The sequence below is a fragment of the Pseudobacteroides cellulosolvens ATCC 35603 = DSM 2933 genome (assembly GCF_001262605.1).
Lineage (GTDB): Bacteria > Bacillota > Clostridia > Acetivibrionales > DSM-2933 > Pseudobacteroides > Pseudobacteroides cellulosolvens.
Genome location: NZ_LGTC01000001.1, coordinates 4407434 through 4432790 on the forward strand (window position 1 = coordinate 4407434; position 25357 = coordinate 4432790).

A 25357-nucleotide genomic window follows, 5' to 3' on the forward strand; every position below is an offset into this window, starting at 1 on the left:
CTCTTACCTTCTCACTTTTCTACCCTTTATATTCATTCTAACCTTATGGCCAACTTTATCCCATTTTCTCGGCCTCTTGTCTTTTTTCTCTGAGGAATCGGTATCATCCGTTTCATGAATATTTTCTGCAATTACAGCTTCGGACAAGTTCTCAACTGCATCTCTAGACCGTTGCTTACCCTTTTTATGATTACCTTTTGATTTATTATATCCGGTAAAATCATCATTGTCTTCATCGCTTGCTAAAACAAATTCAAGCTGTCTTTTAGCAATATCTGCTTTTGCAAGCTGTACCTGCACTATATCTCCAATACGGTAAATCTTCCTGTTCCTTTCTCCGAAGAGAAGATACTGTTCTTCATCAAAAACATAGTAGTCATCTTCCATGCTACTCATCCTTACAAGACCTTCTATTGTATTATCAAGCTCTATAAACATGCCAAAGGAAGTCACGCTTGAGATTATTCCCTCAAAGACCTTACCCTCATGCTGCTTCATATATTCAACCTTTTTCAGATCCTCTGTCTCTCTCTCTGCCTCTTCCGCTGCCCTCTCTCTCTCCGAACAGCGTCTGGCGATATCAGGCAGACGTTCATTGAGCTCATCTTCCCTGTTCTCATTTAACTTACCTCTTAGATATTCTTTCATAATTCTATGAATTATAAGGTCAGGGTATCTTCTTATAGGAGAAGTAAAATGACAATAGAATTTTGCTGCCAGTCCAAAGTGACCGTCGCTTTCATGGCTATACCTTGCCTTCTGCAAGGATCTTAACATGACAGTACTAATAATTCTCTCTTCTTTGGTCCCTTTTACCTTGCTCAATAAATCCTGATAAGCTTTTGGATGTACTTGCCCCGAGCCTTTCAAATGGTATCCCAACTTGTTTATAAAGTCACTGAAGGACTGTATTTTTTCAATATCAGGTTCTTCATGTATCCTGTAAACAAATGGTGCATTAGCCCAATAAAAATGCTCTGCAACAGTTTCATTACAAATAAGCATAAACTCTTCGATAATTTTGTTTGCAATTGTGTACTCATATTTCTTTATATCAATGGGTTCTCCCTTTTCGTTAAGTATTATCTTGGCCTCATCGAAATCAAAGTCGATAGCTCCTCTGGAAAATCGCTTCTTTCTCAATATTAAAGCAAGCTCCTTCATCAATTCGAAGTTACTTATTAGATAATCATATCTTTGGTAAAGCTCAGGATTTTTCTCCTCAAGTATTTTATAAACATTTGTGTAGGTCATTCTTTCGTCTATATTTATAACACTTTCAAAAATTTCATGATTTATAATTCTGCCCTGCTTATCTATATCCATAAATACAGAAAATGCCAGCCTATCAACCTGCGGATTAAGACTGCAAATCCCATTTGACAGCTTTTTAGGCAGCATTGGTATTACCCTGTCAACAAGATAAACACTGGTTCCTCTTTTCACTGCTTCCTTATCTAGCGGGGAGTTTTCAGTAACATAATAGCTTACATCAGCAATATGTACACCCAGTCTGTAATTCCCCTCTGGAAGCCTTTCTACTGAAACAGCATCATCCAAGTCTTTTGCGTCTTCACCGTCTATGGTAACCATTCTTAATCCTCTTAAATCACGCCTGCCTTTAATCATATCCTCAGTAACCGTTTCACTGATGTTTTCAGCCTGATTTAAGGCAGCCTCATCAAACTGCTGAGCAAGGTTATGTGCTTTTATAATAGATAAAATATCATTGCCCGGATCGTCCTTGTGCCCTATTATTTCTATGATCCTGCCTTCAGCATTTCTTCTCTGCTCAGGCCATTTTATAAGCTCAACAACTACTTTTTCACCTGATTTTGCACCATTTATCTCATCCTTTGGGATAAAAATATCCGAAGTTATTCTTCTATCATCAGGTATGACAAATCCAAAATATTTGCTGCTTTCAAAAGTACCAACAATGGAGGTATTAGCCCTTTTTAAAATTTTGATTACTTCACCTTCAGCTCTTTTACCCCCTGTATTTGACTTATTTATACGTGCAATTACTCTGTCATTATGCATGGCACCATGTAATGAATCTCCGGAAATAAAAACATCACCGGCTTCCTCTTCATCAGGTATTACAAATCCGAATCCCCTGTCGCTTCCCTGCAATCGCCCCGTAATAAGACTCATTCTCTCCGGTACTCCATATCTGTCTTTGCGAGTCTTATATATTTTCCCTTCTTCCTCCAGTTCTTTGATAACCTCCTCAAAGTCACTTATATCCGAAGCAGGAACATCCAATACGGTCACAAGTTCTTTAAAGAGAAGAGGTTTGTACGCATCTTCCTTCATAAACAATACTATTCTGTTTTTTCTTTCATTCCTCAATTCACTCATAAAAAACTATTCCTTCCGTTTATTTTTTATTGTTCCCATGGTTTTTTGCACTATACTGCAAAATATACTAATTTTTATATCACTTTCATATGGATTAAAATGTTATTAATTTTACATTTGTCACTTTTTTATAGATTATTTTATGTACAGATACCAAACTGTAAAAATCTTAAACATAAATAAAAAACAACTACCAATAACGATAGTTGTCTTGTTAACCAGTGTAAAATTTTCTATTATTTGTTTAAAAGCAACTCCAATGCTATTGAAGTGACAAGAAACAATATAGCTGCTACAGCTGTGTACTTACTCAGTAATGCATCAATGGTTCTACCTTTATTTTTTCCAAAAAAAGTCTCAGCACCACCTGCAATTGAACCGGATAAACCAGCCTGCTTACCTGATTGTAACAACACTACTACTATTAGTATTATAGCTAATAATATATGAAATATATTCACAATGATATTTACTGCACTCATTATAAAGCACCTCCATGGCAAATTGACAACTAATATTGTAACATATATAAAAACAAAAAACAAGCATTATATGATGCCATTTTTAATATTTTTTCCAGACATAAAGTCAAAATACTGATGCAGGGCACCAATTAAAATCGATACCCGGCATCAGCATTTTTAATTGTTTATAAGATACTATCTGTTATAAACTGAGTACATAATAACCGCTACTTCAGCTCTTGTTGTTTTTTGAGCAGGAGTGATCATGTTGGCACTACCCTTAATCATTCCTTCCTTTACAAGTACTGCAACGCTCTGTACCGCATAAACGGATATTTCTGAAGCATCACTGAAGCTACTGATAACTGCTTCATCCGCTTCAGGTAAATTTTTGCCTGCTGCTTTGAGCCCTTTAACTATAAGTACCATCATATCCTGCCTTGTAATCTGTTCATCAGGCTTAAATTTATTGTCTCCGCTTCCATTTGTTATACCCAGTTTCTTTGCTATACCGATATCCTGATAGTAATATTTTCCTTCAACTACATCGGTAAAGTTGGAGTCTACTCTTGCATTTAATCCCAATGTTCTCACCAACAGGCATATAAAGTCGGCTCTTGTAATATTACCTGATGGTTCAAAAGTGTTAAGTTTTTCAGAAGTACCATCAATAACTCCTTTTGATGAAAGAACTTCTATCTGTTTTTTAGCCCAGGAATGCTTTCCAATATCACTAAAGGTTTTCTTTTCAAAAGCAATTGCATATTTACTGAAATGGGTTGTTGTAAACGTCACCTTCCCGGACGCAGCATCATATTTTCCACTTGGTATATTAATTATTTTACCGGCAGGATCAATATAACGCACAACAATGTGTTCCAAGTTCCTCAGTTCTTCGGTAGTAGGCTCATAGTCTATGGATACTGTAACTGGTGCATCAGGGTTGTTCCATGATATAGGATTATTACCAACCTTTGCATTGAGTTCTATTACAGGCCTGTTACCCACTATCTTCTTTATCTCTTCATTCAATTGGGATGTATCAGCCTTTGCTACAGCAAGAGCTACGTTGTTTACATTCTTGTTTTCTTGTTTCGAATTACTCATCATGTTGCCCGGTATCACAATTTCAGCTACAGGTGTCTTGATTTCAATCTTCTTCTCTATCTTTTCAGCAGATAAGGCTTGCAACGGAAGCTCCTGAGTATATTTTTCAGCACCTTCCACCTTTTCTACCTCTATAACTAGCTTTTTAACACCGTTATTGTCCTCTTTTGCTTTTTCCAAGGCTTGATTGAGGGTATTTAAATCTACAGTCGTACTAACAATTTTTCTTTCTGCATCAACAACAGGTTTAATTGGAATTTTAACTCCTTCAGGCGTTGGAACAGGTGTTTTTTCTGGGGTTGATGTTGCTAATGGCCCAGGTGTCTTTGTAGGATTTGGTGTTGGTGTTGGTGTTGGACTTGGACTTGGTGTTGATGTCGCAGTAGGACTTGGTGTAGCTGTTGATATCACAACGGGCGGTTGATAATTGCTCAGCCCATTGATCGCCGCTTGTAATTGTGCAAAAGCTGTATCAACCTGGTTTTGTGTTGCGTTTGCGTTTAAGTTTACTGCAATTGCATCTGTTAGTTTTGACTGCATTGCCGACCATGAAGCCGATGTGTATGCTGAACTACTCAATCCTTGTGCCTCGGTTATTTTTGCTGCAAGAGCCGTTTTGATTGCCGTTGCAAGCATTAAAGTACCAAACCCTCTTGTATCAATATATGTCATATTGGTACTGTCGTTCCATGAAGCCGCACTATCCCTTTTTCCGTCACCGTCTTCATCATTGTTTACATGTACGTCAAAACCGATGAGTTTTCCAGCCTGGGGCTGAATGTAGTCCAAATCTATTGCTGCCTCAACTACATATCCTATTTCTGTAATATTATCACTGGCGTATACCGTCCGTGTAACAGATTGGATTTTACTTTCATTGCCATTTGATCCAAAATCCTGAACATTCGCATAATTAACATAGTAATGTGCATCATCACCTCCATACCCGTTTGACCTATCCATATATTGATCTATGAAAATTTCAACAGAGTCTTGATTATAAGCATTGTCATCATTTTTGACCAGCTTACTATCAGTTACATGGGCATAAACATAAAGTTTTTCACTATCCCACATTGTTCTTACTTTAGCTTTGGAACCACTTGACCCAACTACCCATTTATCAGTTGTTATTTCATCTGCACTGTTCCACATAGTATCCATTGTACCATCTATATTGGGAGTACCATTTACAGCATTGGCAACATAAATACTTTCACATAAAGTAAGGTTTCCAAACTTGGAAGTATCGGTATTCTGACTGTTTGATTTGTCATTCCATGACAGTACTGCACCAGTATCATTATCTGTAAAGCGAATGTCGTAATTTTTTACATCATGCAACACTGCAGTAGAAAGTGGAATTACAGCTTCAATCCTATATCCGGCTGTAATCTCCTTAACTGTGTACTGAGCACCTTCTCCTGTACTATCCCTGGTAAATACATAATTTGCGTCTTCTACAAAAACCTCAACCTTGTCATTGCTGTTTATTTGGGAATCGCTCACCTCTGCAAGGATATAAAGATTTTGATCGTCCCACAGTGTTTTAAAATAACCTTTAAAAGCACTGCTGTCCATGACAGGTGTAAAACTACTGATACTCCAAACATGCTCTGTGTTTCCATCAATCACAGGAGTTCCCTTAGAAGATTTCAAATTTTGTATTAAAGCAGGCAATTGATCAGGATCAACTATACCCCAATATGCGTACTTAGCCTGATATTTGGAGTCAAAAAGAAGTGGTGCTTCCAATCTGGCAATTGGAAAAGTTGATAGCCAAGTATGTTCATCGCTTATTCCCCACAAAGTTACATTGCTAATATATTGTTTGACCGACTTAAATGCCTCAAACAATTCTTTATATCTGTAACCTTGATGAATAAGGATACTTTCCGGAATTGTTTCATACTTGCTCTTATCATTGTTATTGTAAATACTAACATCCAACTCAGTAATCTGATTATCCAATCCAAGTTCACCGAATTTTTTAATTGAATCGATCATATAATCCACAGAGGGTTGATATATGTTTATATGTGTCTGATGGCCTACACCGTCAATGGGTACACCTTGGTTTTTGAGTTCAACAATCAGATTATATAACCAATCTCTTTTCTTTGGGTCGTTAGTATTATAATCATTAATATACAACTTGCCTGTCCAACCATTTTTGTCCAACTCAGAACGTGTTGATATAAATGCTTGTTTTATAAAATCCTTACCGGTAATATTATACCATTTACTGTTACGCATTCCATCCGGTCTATCCTGGTCTATAACCTCGTTTACAACATCCCAAGAATCAACGACACTGCCATACCTGTCAACAACGGTACGGATATATGTATCCAGCCTCTTTAAAAGTAACGCTTTATTAGCGGCCCTTTTTACCGGGTCTGTCTCAAGGGACATATCATTACCATTATCATCTCTAAACCACCAATCAGGGGTCTGTTGATGCCATACAAGAGTATGGAATCTCAAGTCCATACCGTTATCCTCTGTAAACTGAACTATCCTATCAGCTTCAACCCAATTAAAATCATCTTTATTACGTTGAATTGATTCAGGTTTCATTTCATTATCAGCAACAACACTATTAAAATGTTTTTGCATGAGATTACTGATTACACCTTTTGTCTCACTAGCCATCAAAGCTGCTCCAATTTTAAAATCAGTATTATAAACATCTTTAACTGATGTAAGATTACTCTGTATAGTAGGAGGCTCTATATAAGTAAGTGTAAAATCATCTATATAATATGATTTCGTTGCTCCAGAAGGATCATTATAAGATGATTCAATATATACAGATAATGCATCAAAATCATTACTGACCGTATAGTTTCCTGTAAGTCTAACCCAACTGTCGGCAGTAACTGTTGTTCCAGATACAATTGTTTCATAAGACGGAGATCCGCCAAGGTCACGCTGCAGACTTAGTGCCAGTTTTGCTGATGTTTCACCTTCTTTAAGTTTTACCCAAACAGAAAAATTGTATTTGCTATCTTTATACATTTTAGATGTTACGTTTATCTTTGGAGCATCATAAGTATTTTTTCTGTTTGTAGTAAACAGGCTGTAACTTCCGCTATGTGATACAGTATCCGAAACGGTAAGAACTTCACCGCCTATTCTCGGCACCCAGCCCTGGTTGGTATTGGTTTCAAAATCACTTATAATTCCCGAATTATCAGGAGTAGGTGTTGGTACAGGTGTACTGGATGGGGGCGGGCTTGTCATGTTAATGTTGACGCTGTCTATATAAAACTCTTCTTCAGCATCGGAACTTTCAAAATACAATACCAAAGACTGCATGTCCTGTGTAAAAGTATAAGTGCCGCTTATCTGTTGCCATTGTGTGTCACTGACAGATATGCTTCCTATACCTGGATAGGTTTCAGAACCACCTACCGGTGTTGCTGCCATTGAAAGTTTTATTGTACTTGATGAAACAGCCTGGGTCCGTTTTACAAAACCTGAAATCTGGTAAGTTGCTCCTTTTTGCAATATATTTTTCACGGAAATCGAAGGACCATGCCATCCGGAAGTACGGCCCGTTACTTTTAAGCTGTACGATCCTGTATTTTTAGACTCGCTTGATGAACTTACCTGTGCAGCACCTCGGCCTGTCCAACCACTTACAGTGTTTTCAAAATCATATGTTATATTAGCAACAGGAGTAGGTGCAGGCGTTGGTGTTGATGCTGAAGGCGGGGGCGGCGAAATCATGGATATGCTGAAATTATCGAAGTAGAACTGGTCCGTAACGCCCGAGTTTCCTACATAAATGGTCAGATTCTCCATATCCTGTGTAAAGGTATATGTACCGCTCAGTTTTGTCCAGTTTGTATCAGATATATACCTTGTTATAATACTCTTGGTAGTTGTGCTTCCTCCAGCCTGCTGTTCTGCGGATATTTTAAAATTACTAGGGGCAGCAGGCATATTAGCCAGCTTCACATATCCGGATATTTGATAAACCGCACCCTTTTGAAGAACACTCTTTGCATCAAAACTTGCACCATTTGATTCTTCTGTACACCCGGTTATTTTTAAACTATAAGAACCTTTGTTTGCAGTTTCAGTAACAGGAGAAATCTGGACTCCTGTACCTTTTGGTTGCCATCCCTGAGTGCTTCCTTCAAAATCAAATCCATTGGCAGGAGTAATCGATGGCTCATCCGATACATTAACATACATAGTTTTATCATTAGGGTTAAGCACAGAACCCTTTCTACTGAACAGTTCACTTAATGTAACAAATTCATACCCCTGGTTAATAAGATATGGTATTAAAATATCAAGGACTTCAGGTGTTGGATGCGGCAAAGGTTGAACGTCATGCAAAAGAATTATTGCACCATCCCTAGCCTGGCTTATAATTGCATTTGCCCTTTGCTCGGCTGTGGTTGACTGATCCCAGTCATTTGCAGTAATGCCCCCTGCAAATGTCAAATTTATGACATCAAACATTGTATCGTTTGTTGCAAGACTTGGCGGTCGGAAAAACTTAGGAGTTGTGCCTGAGTATTGTAAAATAGCTGCATTTGTATCGTTTATTGATTTTTCAATATCTGAAGCAGACATACCTGTCATTGCTGTATAATCCCACGAATGGTTTGCAATTTCATGTCCCGAATTAACTATTCTGGTTACTACTGTGCTTGTTTCAGCATTAATATTTTTTCCAACCATCATAAATGTTGCGGGTACATTATAAGCATCAAGTTTATCAAGCACCAGGGGTGTAAGGGTTTTATCCGGTCCGTCATCAAATGTAAGTGCTATAAGCTTTGGTCCTGTAACACCAAGGGCTTGGCCCATTTTTTCAGCATATCTCTTACCCAAGGCAACTTGAGAATCATGATCAAAATGCAGATTATATGTTGTATCGCTAGGATCCTCAACCAAGCCTTGTGCAGAAACCACATGACAATTGGTAATCAAAGAAGGCAATTGGTTAACCAAAGTATTGTGACTTGCACAATCACCACTGTAAAGCAACTCACCGGCAATAAAAGGAACTTTCCCCAGATTCAAATCAGTTCTAAGGTCTCCCACCAGTGTTTTTACTTTTTCGGGCCAAGCAGGGTCGCCATTATTAGATTCTCCTTGATGGAATATAATGCCATCAATAACTCCTCCCGCTTGCTGTGCAAGTTTTGCACGTTCGATAATCCAACTATATTTAGTACCTCCGACCTTCATAAAAGTCTCAATCTTTTCACCGCTGATAGCACATGGTATCAACCCGATAGTATCACTTGCCGGATATTTCTTTATCATTGTCTTGGCAAACCAATCCCCAGGGCCTATAGCACCGTTCCAGCTCTCATGCAAAGGTGGAGCTGCCACGTCCCACTGGTCTGTTACACGTCCAAGTGCAGGGTTATTATCGTATCCCAATACACGTATGCGAGGGTCTTCCACTTTATCAGACTCCTGTGCTGCAGGAAATCCTGCCATATTGGATTGTCCCAGCAGTAAGAAACAATGAAATGTACTTCCAGGTGTTGGTGTTGCTGTACCTGTAATTGATGGTGTAGGTGTTTGTGTAGGTGTTGCCTGATTGAGTTCAACCAGACTGACATCGTCAACACAAAAATCAACATATGTAGGACCTGCTTCTGTTGTTTGCACATAAAGCATAATGCCTTTACTTAAATCAGCTCCGGTTGGCCCTGTATAATCTCCATCAATCATGGTCCACTGGCCTTTAGTTACATTAATATACTTAATATTATCGTATCTATCTCCTGTCTTCTGTGGAGTTCCATCCCCAGTTCCATCATTCCATTGTACACCTAACACAAATTGTACTGATTCCGGAGCAGTTTCACCGGTATACTTAACCCAAGCTGCAGCATGATACGTCTTGCCCGGTACAGTACCACCCTTCTGGTTTCCGCTAAGATTCTGGGCCGGACCCTCCCAGTTTTGGGTTCTGCCTGTAACCTTTAGACTCTTACTGCCACCATGTATTTCATCTAATGCAGAAGCTATTGTACCACTGCCTCTACCAAACCACCAGTACGGTACATTATCTGTTCCTACGCCTTCCATGTCTCCATTATTGACTATGTCAGTTCCTGCTACTATTACAGGTGTTGGTGTGGCTGTTTGCGTAGGCAACGTTGTTGGTGGAGGTGTAGCTGCTTGTGTAGGTGTTGTCTGATTGAGTTCGACCATACTGACATCGTCAACACAAAAATCAACATATGTAGGACCTGCTTCTGTTGTTTGCACATAAAGCATAATGCCTTTACTTAAATCAGCTCCGGTTGGCCCTGTATAATCTCCATCAATCATGGTCCACTGGCCTTTAGTTACATTAATATACTTAATATTATCGTATCTATCTCCTGTCTTCTGTGGAGTTCCATCCCCAGTTCCATCATTCCATTGTACACCCAACACAAATTGTACTGATTCCGGAGCAGTTTCACCGGTATACTTAACCCAAGCTGCAGCATGATACGTCTTGCCCGGTACAGTACCACCCTTCTGGTTTCCGCTAAGATTCTGGGCCGGACCCTCCCAGTTTTGGGTTCTGCCTGTAACCTTCAGACTCTTACTGCCGCCATGCATTTCATCTAATACAGATGCTATTGTACCACTGCCTCTACTGAACCACCAGTACGGTATATTATCTGTTCCTACGCCTTCCATGTCTCCATTATTGACTATGTCAGTTCCTGCTACTGTTTCCGCAAATATTGTAGTAATATTGAAAGGATAAATTGAAGTAAAGATAATCAAAAGTGTCATAAATAAGCATAGCTTTTTATTCATTTTAATTCCTCCTTGTTAAGAAAAGATATTGCCAACTACAAACAAGAAAATTACATGCTAAAAAAATCGTTGAGTTGCCCCAAAATCAAGGAGCACCTCCCTTCATTAGTAAATTTACTTTTTTAGGTATAAAAAGTAGATATAAAAAAGTGTCTTTACTGAGCAAACATCTGTAAAACGGCAATTGTGAGAAATTATAGATACTTCATAATAATATTGTATTGAATGGTAAACCTCGTAAGAATGGTTAATAAAACGAACATATGCATAGCTTTTTAAAGCTAAATTATTTTTATTTATAAACGAACAAATTTATTCTACCATACTTTTTCCTATATGTAAATATCTCAATATTGAAATATTTAAATGCTTACATAAATACGCAGTAATAAATATCTTTAGTAATCAAATAATGATTTTCTAGACATATAAAAACGGAGCATATCCTTTTGGATATGCTCCGTTTTTATATGAAAAAATTATTTATTCTTAAGGTTGAACCATGCATCAAGTCCAGGATACTGGCTTACTCCGCCAAGTTCTTCTTCGATCCTTAATAACTGGTTGTATTTTGCAACACGGTCAGTTCTTGAAGGAGCTCCTGTTTTAATCTGACCAGCATTTAAAGCAACAGCTATATCAGATATTGTAGCATCTTCAGTTTCACCTGATCTATGTGATACAACAGCTGTATATCCTGCTCTGTTTGCCATTTGAATAGCATCAAGAGTCTCCGTAAGCGTACCGATCTGGTTAACTTTTATAAGTATGGAATTAGCCACTCCGAGGTCAATTCCTCTCTTTAATCTCTCAGTATTTGTAACAAAAAGATCGTCCCCTACTAACTGGATTTTGGAACCGATTGCTTCTGTAAGCATCTTCCATCCATCCCAGTCTTCTTCTGAAACGCCATCTTCCAATGAAATAATTGGATATTTGTTTGCCAAATCACACCAGAAAGCAACCATCTCTTCCTTAGTCTTCATTATGTCAGCTTTCCAGAAATAGTAACTTCCTTCCTGACCCTTTTTCTTAGCTTCTTCATACATTTCAGTAGCAGCTGCATCTATAGCAATTCTGAAGTCAGCACCAGGCTTGTACCCTGCTTTTTCAACAGCTTCTAATATAACCTGGATAGCTTCTTCGTCAGTCTTGAGGTTAGGTGCGAAACCGCCTTCATCACCAACTGCAGTGCTGTATCCTTTGCTGCTTAATACCTTCTTCAAATTGTGGAATACTTCTGCACACATTTGCAGAGCATGTTTGAAGCTTTGAGCACCAACAGGCATTATCATAAATTCCTGGATGTTAACGCTGTTATCAGCATGCTTTCCACCATTGATTATGTTCATCATTGGAACAGGAAGAACCTTTCCATTTACACCGCCAATATACTGGTAAAGGCTTAATCCAAGAGCTTCAGCAGCAGCTTTAGCAACAGCCATAGATACGCCAAGAATAGCATTTGCTCCTAATTTTTCTTTGTTAGGAGTTCCGTCCAGAGCAATCATAGCAGTATCTATTGCTACCTGATCAAATACATTCATGCCTTCTATTTCTGGTGCGATAGTATTGTTAACATTATCAACTGCATTCTGAACACCTTTTCCTAAATATCTGCTCTTGTCACCATCTCTTAATTCTATAGCTTCAAAAGCACCTGTTGAAGCACCTGAAGGAACTGCAGCTCTTCCTAAGAAACCGCCTTCCGCTATAACTTCAACCTCAACTGTAGGATTACCTCTTGAGTCAAGTATTTCTCTAGCATATACACTTTCAATTTCTAGATATTGTTTCATTACTTAATCTCCTTCCATTCTTAAAATATAACATTAATAGAATAACTTAAGTCTTGACAATTGTAAATATTATTTTGTAAAATGCTTGTTAATTTTTTAACCGCCTTTATTGTTTATTATATTTTTTAATTTTATGTAAATATAAATTGAAATATGTCAAATTTATTATAAGGTAAGCCCAACTTTGTTGTTTGAGATTAAAATAAAATGGTATAAATACATCATTATAATTGAAAAATATCTATGAATATTAAAGTTATGATTGTTAAAATTATTAACACTTTTATTATTAATAAAATAAGGAGGTACTTAAGATGAGTCGGATTGTTGGAGTTAAAGCACCTGATTTTAATATGGAATGTGTAGATGGAAATGGTGAAGAGTTCTTAAACATTTCATTAAATGATTATAAAGGAAAATGGCTGGTATTGTTCTTTTATCCATTGGATTTCACTTTTGTTTGTCCCACTGAAATAACTGCCATGAGCAGAAGAATAGAAGAATTTGAAAAGGCCGGTGCTCAGGTTCTTGGGGTCAGTGTAGACAGCAAATTCTCACATAAAGCATGGATTCACGCTCCTATTGAAAGCGGCGGCCTTGGAAAGATTAATTTCCCAATCGCTTCGGATATTACCAAGGAAGTATCACAAAAATACGGTGTTCTTATAGAGGAAGCAGGAATTGCCTTAAGAGGCCTGTTCATCATCGATCCGGATGGTGTAATAAAATATTCTGTTGTTCATGATTTGAATATAGGAAGAAGTGTAGACGAAACACTTAGGGTTTTACAAGCACTTCAAACTGGAGGCCTCTGCCCCATTGACTGGCATCCTGGAGATAAACTTCTTGAATAAACACCACCATTATCTACTAAATTATAAAATTCCCCCAAGAGTTTCTTCCTTTTTATATATAGGATTCCTGGGAGGAATTTTTTATAAGTTTGATCTACTTCACAACCAAAGAACTTCCTGTCATTTCTTTCGGTTTTTCGACTCCCATTATATCAAGCATTGTAGGAGTAAGGTCCGAAAGTCTTCCAGCCTTAAGCTTTGCATTACCCAAACCAATACCTATTAAAGGAACTTCATTTGTGGTATGTGCAGTAAACGGCCCACCTGTATCATAGTCAATCATCTGCTCTGAATTACCATGGTCTGCAGTTATAAGAGCTACACCTCCCTGAGCCTGTATAGCATCCACAACCTTGCCAATACATACATCAACCGCCTCAACAGCAGCTTTTGCAGCTTCCATTACACCTGTATGACCAACCATATCAGGGTTTGCAAAATTCAATATAATAACATCATATTCCTTCGAATTGATTCTTTTTACTGCCTCTTCAGTAACCTCGTATGCACTCATCTCAGGCTTTAAATCGTAAGTAGCAACCTTGGGAGATGGAATAAGAGCTCTGTCCTCGCCTGGGTAAACTTTCTCAACACCGCCGTTAAAGAAGAATGTAACATGGGCATATTTTTCTGTTTCTGCAATTCTAAGCTGCTTGTAACCAAGCGTGCTTATGTATTCGCCAAAGGTATTTGCAAGTGACTCCGGCTTAAACGCTACAACAGCATTTTCTATTGTTTTGTCATACTGGGTCATGCAGACAAAGAATACCGGAAAATAACCTTTTTCTCTTTCAAAACCTTTAAACTCAACATCAGTAAAGGTTCTTGTAATTTCTCTTGCCCTGTCAGGCCTGAAATTGAAGAATATAACAGAGTCATTCTTTTCTATAAGGGCAACAGGTTTGCCTCCTTCTAAAATAGAAGTAGGTTTTACGAATTCATCAAACTCACCTTTATCATATGATGTTTGTACAGCCTCACCAGCACTTGACGCTGTAAGTCCTTTTCCTGATGTCATAACATCATATGCCATTTGTACTCTATCCCATCTGTTATCTCTGTCCATAGCATAATAACGTCCCATAACAGATGCTATCTTACCTGTACCAATTTCTTTTAGCTTGGCTTCAAGTTCTTCCACAAAGGCCTTTGAACTGTCGGGTGGTACATCTCTGCCGTCAAAAAAGCAATGAACATAAACATCCTTAAGTCCCTGCCTTTTTGCCAACTCAATCAATGCGTAGAGATGGGTATTATGGCTGTGAACTCCGCCATCTGACAAGAGCCCAAACAAATGAAGCTTTGTGTTATTCTTTTTACAGTTTTCTATTGCATCGAGGAATTCCTTTTTGTCGTAAAAGTCCCCGTCTTCAATGGATTTTGTGATCCTTGTAAGTTCCTGATATACTATTCTTCCGGCACCAATATTGGTATGCCCCACCTCGGAATTACCCATCTGGCCTGCAGGAAGCCCGACATCCATACCACTGCACTTTACTGTGGAATTGGTATACTCCTTAAGGTATCTGTCAATATTGGGCGTATTTGCAGCCTTTATGGCATTTCCATCTTCCTTTGGATTTATGCCGAAGCCGTCCAAAATAATTAACGCAACCAGTTTATCCTTCATATTAAAAACACTCCATTCATATTTTCCAATTTCACATTTATATAACAAAAACAACCCCTTCTATATTAAAAGTGTTACTAACCTGATAACACTATAATACAAAAAGAAGAAGGTTGTTTTATTTCGCTATAAATTAGCCGTTATACTTAACGATCTTTTCGAAATCATCAAGCTTAAGGCTTGCTCCGCCAACAAGACCACCGTCAATATTCGGCATGTTGAAAAGATCATGTGCACTTGCAGCAGTAACACTTCCTCCGTAAAGAACACGTGTAGCGTCTGCAACTTCGCTGCCATATACTTCTTTAACGCATTCTCTTATTATGGCACAAACCTCTTCAGCCTGCTCATTTGTTGCAGTTTTACCGGTTCCGATAGCCCAGATAGGTTCATAAGCTATAACAGTCTTTTTAACCTGATCTGCTGAAAGGCCTAAAAGTGCTATTTTAACCTGGAATCTAACGAGGTCTGCTGTAACTCCCTGCTCTCTCTGAGCCAAGGATTCTCCGCAGCAAACTATTGGAGTCAAACCATATTTGAATGCTGAATGTACTTTTTTATTCACTGTTTCATCAGTTTCAGCAAAGTATTGTCTTCTTTCTGAATGACCGATTATAACATATTCAATTCCCATTTCTGCAAGCATTTGGCCTGATACTTCGCCTGTAAATGCACCCTTTTCTTCCCAATGCATGTTCTGAGCAGCTACTTTAATGTTTGATCCTGCTGCTGCCTTCTTTACGTCTGATAAAGCAACAAATGGAACTCCTACTACAACTTCGGAATAAGCTCCTTCAACTTTTGCCTTTAATGCACCAACAAATTCTGCAGCTTCATTTGGAGTTTTATTCATCTTCCAGTTTCCTGCAGCCATTATTACTCTAGCCATTTTTCATCTCTCCTTATTTATCCAATAATACATCTATACCAGGCAATACTTTTCCTTCTAGGAACTCTAATGAAGCTCCTCCGCCTGTAGAAATATGAGTAATCTTTTCAGCGTATCCAAGCTGTTCTACCGCAGCAGCAGAGTCTCCTCCACCTACGATGGATATAGCTCCGGACTCGGCAACAGCTTTTGCAATTTCCTTAGTACCGATTGCAAAGTTAGTGAATTCAAATACACCCATTGGTCCATTCCATACAACTGTCTTTGCATCCTTTAAAACATTAGAGAAAAGCTCTATTGACTTTGGTCCTATATCAAGTCCCATTGTATCATCTGGAATTTGTGTAGAGCAGACTATACTTGATTCTGTATCGTTGTTAAACTCTTTACCTACTTTATTGTCAACTGGAAGTAAAAGCTTTACACCCTTCTTCTCAGCTTTTTCCAACAGGCTCTTTGCAAGATCAAGTTTATCAACTTCACAGATTGATTTTCCAACATTGTTGCCCTGAGCTTTAATAAATGTATAAGCCATACCTCCGCCGATAATGAGTGTATCAACCTTGTCAATAAGGTTTTCAATAACAGCTATCTTATCCGAAACCTTTGCTCCTCCCAATATAGCAACAAAAGGTCTTGCAGGATTTGAAAGTGCTTTACCCATTATATCAATTTCTTTCTGAATCAGATATCCGCAAACTGCTGGGAGGTAGTCTGCCAAGCCTGCAGTTGATGCATGTGCTCTGTGTGCTGTACCGAAAGCATCATTAACATATATTTCAGCTAATGTTGAAAGTTCTTTTGCAAATGCAGGATCATTCTTTTCTTCTTCCTTATGGAATCTTACATTTTCAAGCATAAGAACTTCGCCATCTTTTAATGCAGCAGCTTTAGCCTTTGCATCTTCTCCTATAACATCTGATGCCATAACAACTGGTTTACCCAATAGCTCACTAAGTCTTACAGCTGTAGGCTTCATGCTGAACTTGTCTTCAAAACCATTCTTTGGTCTTCCAAGGTGTGATACCAGAATGGTTTTTGCACCTTTATCAACAAGATATTTAATAGTAGGAAGAGCACCGACTATTCTCTTGTCATCTGTAATGTTCTTGTTTGCATCCAATGGAACGTTAAAATCAACCCTTACAATAACTTTTTTACCCTTTACGTCAATATCTTCAATTGACTTTTTATTATAGCTCATTTTATTCATTCCTTTCTCTAAAAATAGTAACAAATTAATAGTTTAAATAAACTTAAAATATTTAAAAAGCCCATCCCAAAACCACTCCCTGTTGGTCGGGTTGAAGGATGGACTTATCAATTAGTAATTTATTTACTTATGGATAATTAAGCATCAACCTTTGCCATGTGAACGATGAGGTCTACTACCTTGTTTGAATAACCCCACTCGTTGTCATACCATGATACGAGCTTAACAAAGTTTCCATTTAATGCGATACCTGCTTTTGCATCAAATATTGAAGTACGTGAATCATGAATGAAGTCTGATGAAACAACTTCATCTTCAGTGTATCCAAGTATACCCTTTAATTCATTTTCTGATGCTTTCTTAACAGCAGCCTTTATATCATCGTATGATGCAGCTTTTTCAAGTCTTACTGTAAGGTCAACAACTGAAACGTCAGCTGTTGGAACTCTGAATGCCATACCAGTAAGTTTTCCGTTTAATTCAGGAATAACCTTACCAACTGCTTTAGCAGCACCTGTGGATGAAGGAATTATGTTGAAACCTGCACCACGTCCGCCTCTCCAGTCTTTCATTGAAGGACCGTCAACAGTCTTCTGAGTAGCAGTTACAGCATGAACTGTAGTCATTAAGCCTTCAACTATACCGAAATTGTCGTTGATAACTTTTGCTAAAGGAGCCAAGCAGTTTGTAGTACATGAAGCATTTGAAACAACTTTCATATCTTTAGTGTACTTGTCATTGTTAACGCCCATAACGAACATTGGAGCATCTGCTGAAGGAGCACTGATTACAACTTTCTTTGCTCCGCCTTTGAAGTGAGCTGAAGCCTTTTCAGTAGTTGTGAATACACCTGTTGACTCAACTACATAATCAGCTCCACAGCTTGACCATGCAATTTCTGCAGGATCCTTGGAAGCAAATACAGCTATTTTCTTTCCGTTTACTACTAACTTACCATCTTCTGAAGAAATTTCACCTTCGAATTTTCCATGAACTGTGTCGTACCTCAACATATATTTCATGTACTCAAGATCGATGAATGGGTCGTTAATACCAGTTACTTCTACGTTTGGATTTGCAATTGCAGCTCTGAAAACAAGACGTCCTATACGTCCAAAACCATTAATACCTATTTTTACAGCCATCAAAATCATCCTCCTATATGTTATTAGTTAATTTGTTATAATAGTGAAACATATTTCCATCACTATCGTGCAGCTATTATGTAGCTAAAGCACTAATCCCCACTTTATGGCTTTTTTATTTTTTGCCAATGTTATTCTATATTATTTTATTTCATTTTTCAATAGAAATTGGGCAATTTTATTAAATTTTTAACAATCTTTTCCCACACATAAATAAATTATTAAAAATTTGTTATCCTTCGGATAATAATTTTGAAGGATATTTAACCATTAAAGTAGAATAACAATATAATACCCAAATTCTAATAAGTTATGAATACTTGTTTTGCTTGTTTTCAAACTTTTGCAACCTATGCTGCTCATGCAGTATTATGATATACTATACATATTACTATACATATTGATGATTTCTATTCATACGGAGGGATTTTAATGAATATAAAAGCCGGTGAAATTGTATCCATACGTCACTGTTCCGGTACCAAGCTTTATAAAAGCATTGTACTTGATACCATTGACGATATACTTTCTGTAAAACTGTTTGAAGAAGTCGCACTTCTTAACTGTTCTCCCGGCGATCCAGTAGTTTTGGGATGCGAACTTGATAATGAAGTTTATATGGGAAGCTGTAACCTTTTAGATATCGATAAGGATAATAATAAACTTTCTTTAAAGATAGACAATTATGAGACTATCACCAATAAGAGGCTTTATGAAAGATTCCCCGTTTCCTTTTACGCAGATGTAAGGATTGGGGAGTCCCAAAAAAGGAATCTTGTCCTGGTTAAAAATATAAGCATTAACGGTCTTATGATTAACACCAAGTTTGATTTTCCCTTATATCAGGAATTGAAGTTTGAGCTTCATCTTGATATTAAGCTTCATCTTAAAGCAACCGTAATAAGAAAATCTAAAGACACCAATAATTATGAATATGGTTTAAAGATTATTTATACAGATGTAAACACTCCAAAGCTTTTGAAGAAGCTTATACTTATCTTAAAGCAGGAGCAGGAAGATTTTATCAAGAAAATGAAGGAACCGAATTAAAGAAAATAGTTGAATAGTTGTGTTTTATTGCATATATTAAACTACCTCCTAAAAACAGCCGGGGGTAGTTTTTTGTATTAGCAATTTTGCTTTAGTAATAGCTCCCCCTCTCTTTAGAATGGATGGGGGAGTTATTTTTTAGAATTTATATAAAAACCGATTAGAATTAAATGTTTTTTATTTGATACTTTAGCACTAACTTTTGAAAATCTTCCCTTGATACTTTTTGTTCCAATACCATTGGTATTTTTAATACATCTCCATCCTTAACCGTATATGTGTATACCACCAAAAAATCTTCACATTCATCAATATCGACATATTTTGAACATACTGCTTGCTCTTCTACTTCCCACCCCGGTAATATACCATTGACAAACTTTAATAATACCTGGTTTTCTTTCAGGTATTCATGTTCAGTTAGAATTTCCCAAGTTTTATCAACACCATCCAAATGACTATCCCATTTTAAGAAAAATTGCACCGTATAAACATCCTGAATATATTTATCATCTTTTGAAATTTCCTTATAAAATGACTCCTTTGTTGATAAAAAATCCTCATCCGCTTTTGATTTCTGCCTTGTAATAATAACAAGGTGCGATTTTTCATCTAAAACATGATATAAATTATTTTTATAAATTATAAACATAATGTTCTCTCCTATCAATCAACTGTTTCGTAACGTTTATCAATTTTATTCCATACTGCATGCAATGATTCATTTCCATCCTTATCAACCTTAAATATTGCTCCATCATTTATTGCTTGCCCGCGACCATATGTATATTCCGGCAGTAAATGTTTTTCACTTCCAAGAAAACCGGTTCCGGTACATGGTGGTTGTGTATATGCATTTATCACAGGATGCTCACTATTATTCGGGCAATAATTGCTTGTGCATCTCATGACATACGTAGACCCCCCATTTTCTGCCTTTTCTTTAAATTTATTCCCCTTATAATCCAAACGCAAATTATCATATGCTTCCCCAACATTGTTTGTAAAAGGTGCTACATCAGAAGCTTTTGAAGCACAACCCGACATTACTCTCTTAGGGTTATCCTTATCCAAATAAGCATTCAATTGATCTTCGTCAATAACTTTTTGCATAATTGTGTCCTCTTTTACCGGACTAAGATTTTGACGATAATTAGCTAATTCCTTTAAGCAATTTTTATCATTATCATCTAGCTTTATACTATCATTATTGCTTAAATGTCCATCCAAGTTTTCATTTAGTGCACATGTTGTCCTGCAATTTGCTGAAGTCAATTGATCATGCCTTGCTTTATCAATTGATGCATCAAAGCTGTCCTGTACTTTAAATTGATCTCCACGAAACTTTTCATTTATAGCAAGATTCTTTCCTTCAAGCTTTTTACCACTTGTTGATACTCCGAGATTAGTTAATTTGGCCTTGCCAGCATCTTTACTTGCTGTTTCACTGCCCTTGAATATCGGTGGGTGTGTCGTATTACTTTTGGGAAGGTTTTGTGGGGCAGGTGTTTGTTGTGATGAGATTTCCCCTTCCGAAGCACTATCATCTATAGACTCTGATTTTTGAGAAGACCCGCTTGAACCTGAGTTTGAACTATTACCTGCCGCTGTTACATCGGTCATACTTGAACATTCTATATCTGATCCAATAAACTCATTTAGATCAATTGAAAAATATCCAACGCCATTGGAATTAGTAAAAGTCTCAGAGTATCCAACAACAAATGCTTTTTGAAAACAAACTTTTCTTACAAGTTTATCTTCTTTAATCTCCTCCATTACAACTTTTTTATATCCATCAATGTTTTTCGGAGGGATTAGTGCCCACTGATAAAGCCCTATAGTTTGCTCATCAGTACCTATCCTTCCCATAATTGTCATCGTATTTTTACACTTAGTTCTGGTAGTGAAAATATCATCTGATGGAGGATTAGCAATGCAAGATACAGATTCTATGCATTTTTCCAAAATCATACCACCATCAATAGTAACCTTAAAAGCCATAACTCAAGCCCCCTATGAGCTTTATAAATAAATAATAAACAGACAAATGCATCTATTATCTTACTAATGAATTTTAATGATACAATGGTATCATACACATATTTTTTTGTCTAGATTATCCACTAGTACACCCAAAATTTTATACCAAAATGGTGCTTGCAAAAAAAAATGATGCCTAAATAATTTCTTATATAGACACCATAATTATCCATACCATAAAAATCTCAAAACTACAAATTACCCTTTTAGCCGACTGCCATTAAATAACCTTCAACAAATTGGCCATTTCAATAGCTGTTACAGCTGCATCATAGCCCTTGTTTCCCGCTTTTGTCCCTGCTCTTTCAATAGCCTGCTCTATGGTATCCGTTGTCAGAACTCCAAAGATTACTGGAATTCCCGTATCTAATGATACCTTGGCTATACCCTTTGACACTTCATTTGAAACATAATCAAAATGAGGAGTTGATCCTCTTATTACTGCACCAAGACAGATTATAGCATCAAACCTTTTGGAATTAGCCATTTTTTGTGCTGCCAACGGTATTTCAAAAGCACCAGGAACCCATGAAATCTCTATATTATCCTCTAAGCCTCCATGTCTTACAATACCGTCAATACAACCGCCAAGAAGCTTACTTCCGATAAAATCATTAAACCTTCCTATTACAATACCGAACTTCAAATCCTTAGCTATTAAGTTGCCTGCATTAGTTTTTATTGCCATTATATATTCCTCCTTAATAATAATCCTAGACATCAAATAAATGTCCCATCTTTTCCTTTTTTGTTTTAAGATAGAAGCTATTAACTTCATTTCCCTCTATCTGCAATGGTATCCTCTCAACTACCTCAAGCCCATATCCTTTAAGACCTACAAGCTTTTTGGGGTTATTGGTTAGAAGCTTGATTTTTTTAACACCAAGGTCACAAAGTATTTGTGCACCTATTCCATAATCCCTTAAATCGGGGGGAAGCCCAACAAAACATTGGCCTCCACAGTATCCTTACCCTGATCCTGAAGCTCATAAGCTCTGATCTTGTTAACAAGACCTATTCCTCTGCCTTCCTGCCTCATATATAACAGTATTCCCCTGCCTTCATCAGCTATCTTCTTTAATGCCGCATTCAGTTGTTCACCACAGTCACATCTTAACGAGTGAAAAGCATCTCCCGTAAGACATTCGGAATGTACTCTGACCAATACAGGTTCGTCTGTTGTCACATCACCTTTGACCAGTGCTACATGATGCTCTTTGTTTATGGAATTTTCAAAGGCTACTATTCTAAACTCACCATGTACCGTAGGCATTTTTGCATCAGCAGCTTTTCTTATGAGCTTTTCATTACTTCTCCTATATTCAATCAACTGAGCTATAGTAATTATTTTCAAACCGTGATGCTTCACATATTCCATTAACTGCGGAACTCTTGCCATGGTACCGTCATCATTCATTACCTCACATATGAGCCCTGCAGGATACAAACCTGCCAATCTGGCCAGATCTACAGATGCCTCAGTATGCCCTGCACGCTTTAGTACCCCTCCATTTCTGGCAACCAGGGGAAAAATATGTCCCGGCCTTACAAAGTCTTCCTTTACAGCACTTAAGTTTGTTAATTCCTTTACGGTTTTAGCCCTTTCAAATGCCGATATACCGGTAGTGGATGAACTATGGTCGACTGTAACGGTAAATGCCGTCCCCATATTTTCATTGTTTTTATCGACCATAAGATGCAAATCAAGCTCATTGACACGGGCTTCTTCTAAAGGCACGCAAATCATACCCCTACCATATGTAGCCATAAAGGTTATACATTGAGGCGTAACCTTCTCTGCTGCCATGACAAGATCTCCCTCATTCTCCCGATCTTCGTCATCAACTACTACTACCATATTTCCTTTTTTAATTTCCTCTATCGCCTCTTCAATTGTATTAAACTTCATATTACTTCCTCCCCTAAATCACGAAGTGATTTTCGACATTATAAAAAACCGTTATCTCTTAGAAAATCCATGGATAATCTGCTTTTATTATCTTGATCTTTATTATTAAACAAAGTCAGCTTTTCAACATACTTTGCAATTTGATCCACCTCTATATTCACAGTATCTCCTGCTTTTTTAGTACCCAGGATAGTAACCTCACGGGTATGAGGTATTAATGATACTTTGAATATGCCATCATCAACATAAGCAACAGTAAGACTTGTTCCGTCAATTGCAACCGAACCCTTTAATATAATATACTTTAGTATTTCCTCATCTGCTTTTATTGAATACCATGCTGCATTATCTTCTTCTTCCTTTTCAGATATAATACCTGTACCATCTATATGCCCGCTGACAAGGTGTCCGCCTAATCTATCCGATAACTTAAGTGCCCTTTCCAGATTAACAAAAGACGATACAGCCAAGTCATTAAGGCTTGTTTTTCTAAGGGTTTCCGGCATTACATCGGCAATAAAAAATTCATTTCCCATATCTGTAACAGTAAGGCAGACTCCATTTACAGCAATACTGTCACCAACCCTGGTTCCCTCAATAACCTTATTGCAATTTATTATAAGTTTAATCGATTTACTTCCATATGATATGCTTTTAACTTTTCCCAGTTCCTCAACAATTCCGGTAAACATAATTATTCACATACCCTTCTATAAGTATATCATCATCAAATCTTTCAATAGAAACATCCTTAAGGAATATGGCATCCTTCATTAGCTCGGCACCTCTGCCTTCCACCGGAGTGGGTGCACCTACACCTCCAACTATCTTTGGAGAAACAAAGCTCATCACCTTATCTACAATTCCATACTGCAGTGCAGACGCATTAAGAGTCCCTCCGCCTTCCAACAGTACACTGTCAATTTCCAGTTTATAGAGCTCATCCATAAGCTTTGCTAGATCTACACCTGTTATAGTGCCATTTTCTACCGCATCAGCCTTTACTATTGTTACTCCTTTATTTAATAATAAAGCTTCCTTGTCTTTAGATATTTTAGATGTAGTTGCCAAAATCACACCTTTATCCGATTGGATATTAAATACCTTGGCTTCTAGTGGAATACGTCCGCTGCTGTCAACAATTATTCTCACAGAGTCTATTCCCATCTTACCTTCAAGCCTTGTAGTCAGTGAAGGATCATCTTTAAGAACAGTATTGATACCTACCATTATGCCAGCAACCCTGTTTCTTATGGAATGAACATGCTGCCTGGATTTTTCTCCTGTAATCCATTTGGAATCTCCTGTTGCTGCAGCAATTTTGCCATCTAATGTCATAGCAGTTTTCATTATTACAAAAGGCTGCTTTTTTGAAATATATTTTATAAAAATCTCATTTAGCTTTTTAGCCTCATTTTCCAGTACACCGGTTATAACATTTATACCTGCATCCCTCAAAATGCCGATTCCCCTACCAGAAACCTTGGGATTAGGGTCCTCCATTGCCACAACAACTTCCTTTATTCCTGCCTGTACAATTGCATCGGCACATGGAGGTGTCCTGCCATAATGGGAGCATGGCTCGAGGTTAACATACATGGTGCCGCCTCTAATATCACTCTTTGCGTTTTTTATTGCGGCTGCTTCAGCATGAGCACATCCTAGCATCTCATGAAAACCTTCTGCAACAATTACTCCATCCATAACGACTACAGCACCCACAAGAGGATTGGGATTGGTCCTTCCCTCTCCTCCTTTTGCTAGCTCCATTGCTTTCATCATAAACTTTTCATGCATAACCAAGTTAGTCACCATTTTAATAAAACCACCTGCTTTAAATAAATTATAACTATATTTTCTATATATAATTCCCATACACAGACAAAAATTCCCTGAAAATAACATCTTCAGGGAATTATAAATACACATTAACATCTTCTTCCATCCAGACTTTACTGTCGGCTCCGGACTTTGACCGGATCTGCTCTATAAAAGCTCGCGGGCTCACAGCTTTGCTGCCTACCGCCGGTAAGGAATTACACCTATCCCTGAAGACCTATTTTACTTGTTAATATACTTTTTACCATACCCG

The 25357-nt window shown here is 37.5% G+C and carries 15 protein-coding genes, 1 pseudogene and 1 riboswitch; of the genes and pseudogenes, 2 read left to right on the top strand and 14 right to left on the bottom strand.

What is annotated here, in order from left to right:
- Positions 1 to 3: 3 nt before the first annotated feature.
- The 4 genes from rnr to eno all read right to left on the bottom strand — a co-directional run bounded on the left by rnr (position 4) and on the right by eno (position 12532).
- Positions 4 to 2364, bottom strand: coding sequence for a ribonuclease R (gene rnr / locus Bccel_RS18035; protein ID WP_036938886.1), 2361 nt, complete (start codon positions 2362 to 2364; stop codon positions 4 to 6).
- A 236-nt stretch (positions 2365 to 2600) separates the two neighbouring features.
- Entirely contained in the window at positions 2601 to 2846 is a 246-nt protein-coding gene (gene secG, locus Bccel_RS18040; protein ID WP_036938888.1) for a preprotein translocase subunit SecG, read from the bottom strand.
- Between the two features lie 177 nt (positions 2847 to 3023).
- Complete coding sequence (locus Bccel_RS31655; RefSeq protein ID WP_050753611.1) at positions 3024 to 10733, bottom strand: carbohydrate binding domain-containing protein; 7710 nt, start codon at positions 10731 to 10733, stop codon at positions 3024 to 3026.
- 479 nt (positions 10734 to 11212) lie between these two features.
- The gene (gene eno / locus Bccel_RS18050) at positions 11213 to 12532 is read right to left on the bottom strand and encodes a phosphopyruvate hydratase (RefSeq protein ID WP_036936914.1); all 1320 of its coding nucleotides are present in this window, start codon (positions 12530 to 12532) and stop codon (positions 11213 to 11215) included.
- A gap of 314 nt (positions 12533 to 12846) precedes the next feature.
- On the opposite strand from eno, the gene Bccel_RS18055 reads away from it, so the two are divergent.
- Complete coding sequence (locus Bccel_RS18055) at positions 12847 to 13386, top strand: peroxiredoxin (RefSeq protein ID WP_036936911.1); 540 nt, start codon at positions 12847 to 12849, stop codon at positions 13384 to 13386.
- A gap of 94 nt (positions 13387 to 13480) precedes the next feature.
- On the opposite strand, the gene gpmI is transcribed toward Bccel_RS18055, so the two are convergent.
- The 4 genes from gpmI to gap form a co-directional block, all read right to left on the bottom strand.
- Positions 13481 to 15016 carry a 2,3-bisphosphoglycerate-independent phosphoglycerate mutase gene (gene gpmI, locus Bccel_RS18060; RefSeq protein ID WP_036937083.1) on the bottom strand — a complete coding sequence of 512 codons (1536 nt, stop codon included), beginning with the start codon at positions 15014 to 15016 and terminating at the stop codon, positions 13481 to 13483.
- Positions 15017 to 15149: 133 nt separating this feature from the next.
- Positions 15150 to 15905, bottom strand: a complete 756-nt coding sequence (gene tpiA / locus Bccel_RS18065) for a triose-phosphate isomerase (protein WP_036936908.1) — start codon at positions 15903 to 15905, stop codon at positions 15150 to 15152.
- A 13-nt stretch (positions 15906 to 15918) separates the two neighbouring features.
- Positions 15919 to 17109 carry a phosphoglycerate kinase gene (locus Bccel_RS18070; RefSeq protein WP_036937080.1) on the bottom strand — a complete coding sequence of 397 codons (1191 nt, stop codon included), beginning with the start codon at positions 17107 to 17109 and terminating at the stop codon, positions 15919 to 15921.
- A gap of 146 nt (positions 17110 to 17255) precedes the next feature.
- Complete coding sequence (gap, locus tag Bccel_RS18075) at positions 17256 to 18263, bottom strand: type I glyceraldehyde-3-phosphate dehydrogenase (protein ID WP_036936905.1); 1008 nt, start codon at positions 18261 to 18263, stop codon at positions 17256 to 17258.
- A 432-nt stretch (positions 18264 to 18695) separates the two neighbouring features.
- Between gap and Bccel_RS18080 the strand changes: the two genes are divergently transcribed.
- A complete protein-coding gene (locus Bccel_RS18080) occupies positions 18696 to 19313 on the top strand; it encodes a PilZ domain-containing protein (RefSeq protein ID WP_036936903.1) in 618 nt (205 codons plus the stop codon).
- 166 nt (positions 19314 to 19479) lie between these two features.
- Here Bccel_RS18080 and Bccel_RS18085 read toward each other — a convergent pair whose 3' ends face one another.
- From Bccel_RS18085 to ribD, 6 genes and pseudogenes are all read right to left on the bottom strand, one after another.
- Positions 19480 to 19965: a hypothetical protein gene (locus tag Bccel_RS18085; RefSeq protein ID WP_036936900.1), complete on the bottom strand. Its 486-nt coding sequence runs from the start codon at positions 19963 to 19965 to the stop codon at positions 19480 to 19482.
- Positions 19966 to 19979: 14 nt separating this feature from the next.
- A complete protein-coding gene (locus tag Bccel_RS18090; RefSeq protein ID WP_036936897.1) occupies positions 19980 to 21317 on the bottom strand; it encodes a hypothetical protein in 1338 nt (445 codons plus the stop codon).
- Positions 21318 to 21576: 259 nt separating this feature from the next.
- Entirely contained in the window at positions 21577 to 22044 is a 468-nt protein-coding gene (ribH, locus tag Bccel_RS18095) for a 6,7-dimethyl-8-ribityllumazine synthase (RefSeq protein WP_036936892.1), read from the bottom strand.
- 25 nt (positions 22045 to 22069) lie between these two features.
- Positions 22070 to 23265: pseudogene (locus tag Bccel_RS18100) on the bottom strand (bifunctional 3,4-dihydroxy-2-butanone-4-phosphate synthase/GTP cyclohydrolase II).
- A 38-nt stretch (positions 23266 to 23303) separates the two neighbouring features.
- The gene (gene ribE / locus Bccel_RS18105; protein WP_036936886.1) at positions 23304 to 23957 is read right to left on the bottom strand and encodes a riboflavin synthase; all 654 of its coding nucleotides are present in this window, start codon (positions 23955 to 23957) and stop codon (positions 23304 to 23306) included.
- Complete coding sequence (ribD, locus tag Bccel_RS18110) at positions 23938 to 25080, bottom strand: bifunctional diaminohydroxyphosphoribosylaminopyrimidine deaminase/5-amino-6-(5-phosphoribosylamino)uracil reductase RibD (protein ID WP_242853051.1); 1143 nt, start codon at positions 25078 to 25080, stop codon at positions 23938 to 23940. The genes ribE and ribD overlap by 20 nt, the downstream gene beginning before the upstream one ends.
- 114 nt (positions 25081 to 25194) lie before the next feature.
- A riboswitch (FMN riboswitch) is annotated at positions 25195 to 25325 on the bottom strand.
- Positions 25326 to 25357: the final 32 nt, after the last annotated feature.

What these genes read in the sequence shown, in the direction of transcription:
- secG (WP_036938888.1), bottom strand. Translation starts at nt 2,846, where the DNA reads ATGAGTGCAGTAAATATCATTGTGAATATATTTCATATATTATTAGCT.
- ribE (WP_036936886.1), bottom strand. Translation starts at nt 23,957, where the DNA reads ATGTTTACCGGAATTGTTGAGGAACTGGGAAAAGTTAAAAGCATATCA.
- Bccel_RS18085 (WP_036936900.1), bottom strand. Translation starts at nt 19,965, where the DNA reads ATGTTTATAATTTATAAAAATAATTTATATCATGTTTTAGATGAAAAA.
- ribH (WP_036936892.1), bottom strand. Translation starts at nt 22,044, where the DNA reads ATGGCAATAAAAACTAATGCAGGCAACTTAATAGCTAAGGATTTGAAG.
- ribD (WP_242853051.1), bottom strand. Translation starts at nt 25,080, where the DNA reads ATGGTGACTAACTTGGTTATGCATGAAAAGTTTATGATGAAAGCAATG.
- eno (WP_036936914.1), bottom strand. Translation starts at nt 12,532, where the DNA reads ATGAAACAATATCTAGAAATTGAAAGTGTATATGCTAGAGAAATACTT.
- gap (WP_036936905.1), bottom strand. Translation starts at nt 18,263, where the DNA reads ATGGCTGTAAAAATAGGTATTAATGGTTTTGGACGTATAGGACGTCTT.
- rnr (WP_036938886.1), bottom strand. Translation starts at nt 2,364, where the DNA reads ATGAGTGAATTGAGGAATGAAAGAAAAAACAGAATAGTATTGTTTATG.
- Bccel_RS31655 (WP_050753611.1), bottom strand. Translation starts at nt 10,733, where the DNA reads ATGAATAAAAAGCTATGCTTATTTATGACACTTTTGATTATCTTTACT.
- Bccel_RS18080 (WP_036936903.1), top strand. Translation starts at nt 18,696, where the DNA reads ATGAATATAAAAGCCGGTGAAATTGTATCCATACGTCACTGTTCCGGT.
- Bccel_RS18070 (WP_036937080.1), bottom strand. Translation starts at nt 17,109, where the DNA reads ATGAGCTATAATAAAAAGTCAATTGAAGATATTGACGTAAAGGGTAAA.
- Bccel_RS18090 (WP_036936897.1), bottom strand. Translation starts at nt 21,317, where the DNA reads ATGGCTTTTAAGGTTACTATTGATGGTGGTATGATTTTGGAAAAATGC.
- tpiA (WP_036936908.1), bottom strand. Translation starts at nt 15,905, where the DNA reads ATGGCTAGAGTAATAATGGCTGCAGGAAACTGGAAGATGAATAAAACT.
- gpmI (WP_036937083.1), bottom strand. Translation starts at nt 15,016, where the DNA reads ATGAAGGATAAACTGGTTGCGTTAATTATTTTGGACGGCTTCGGCATA.
- Bccel_RS18055 (WP_036936911.1), top strand. Translation starts at nt 12,847, where the DNA reads ATGAGTCGGATTGTTGGAGTTAAAGCACCTGATTTTAATATGGAATGT.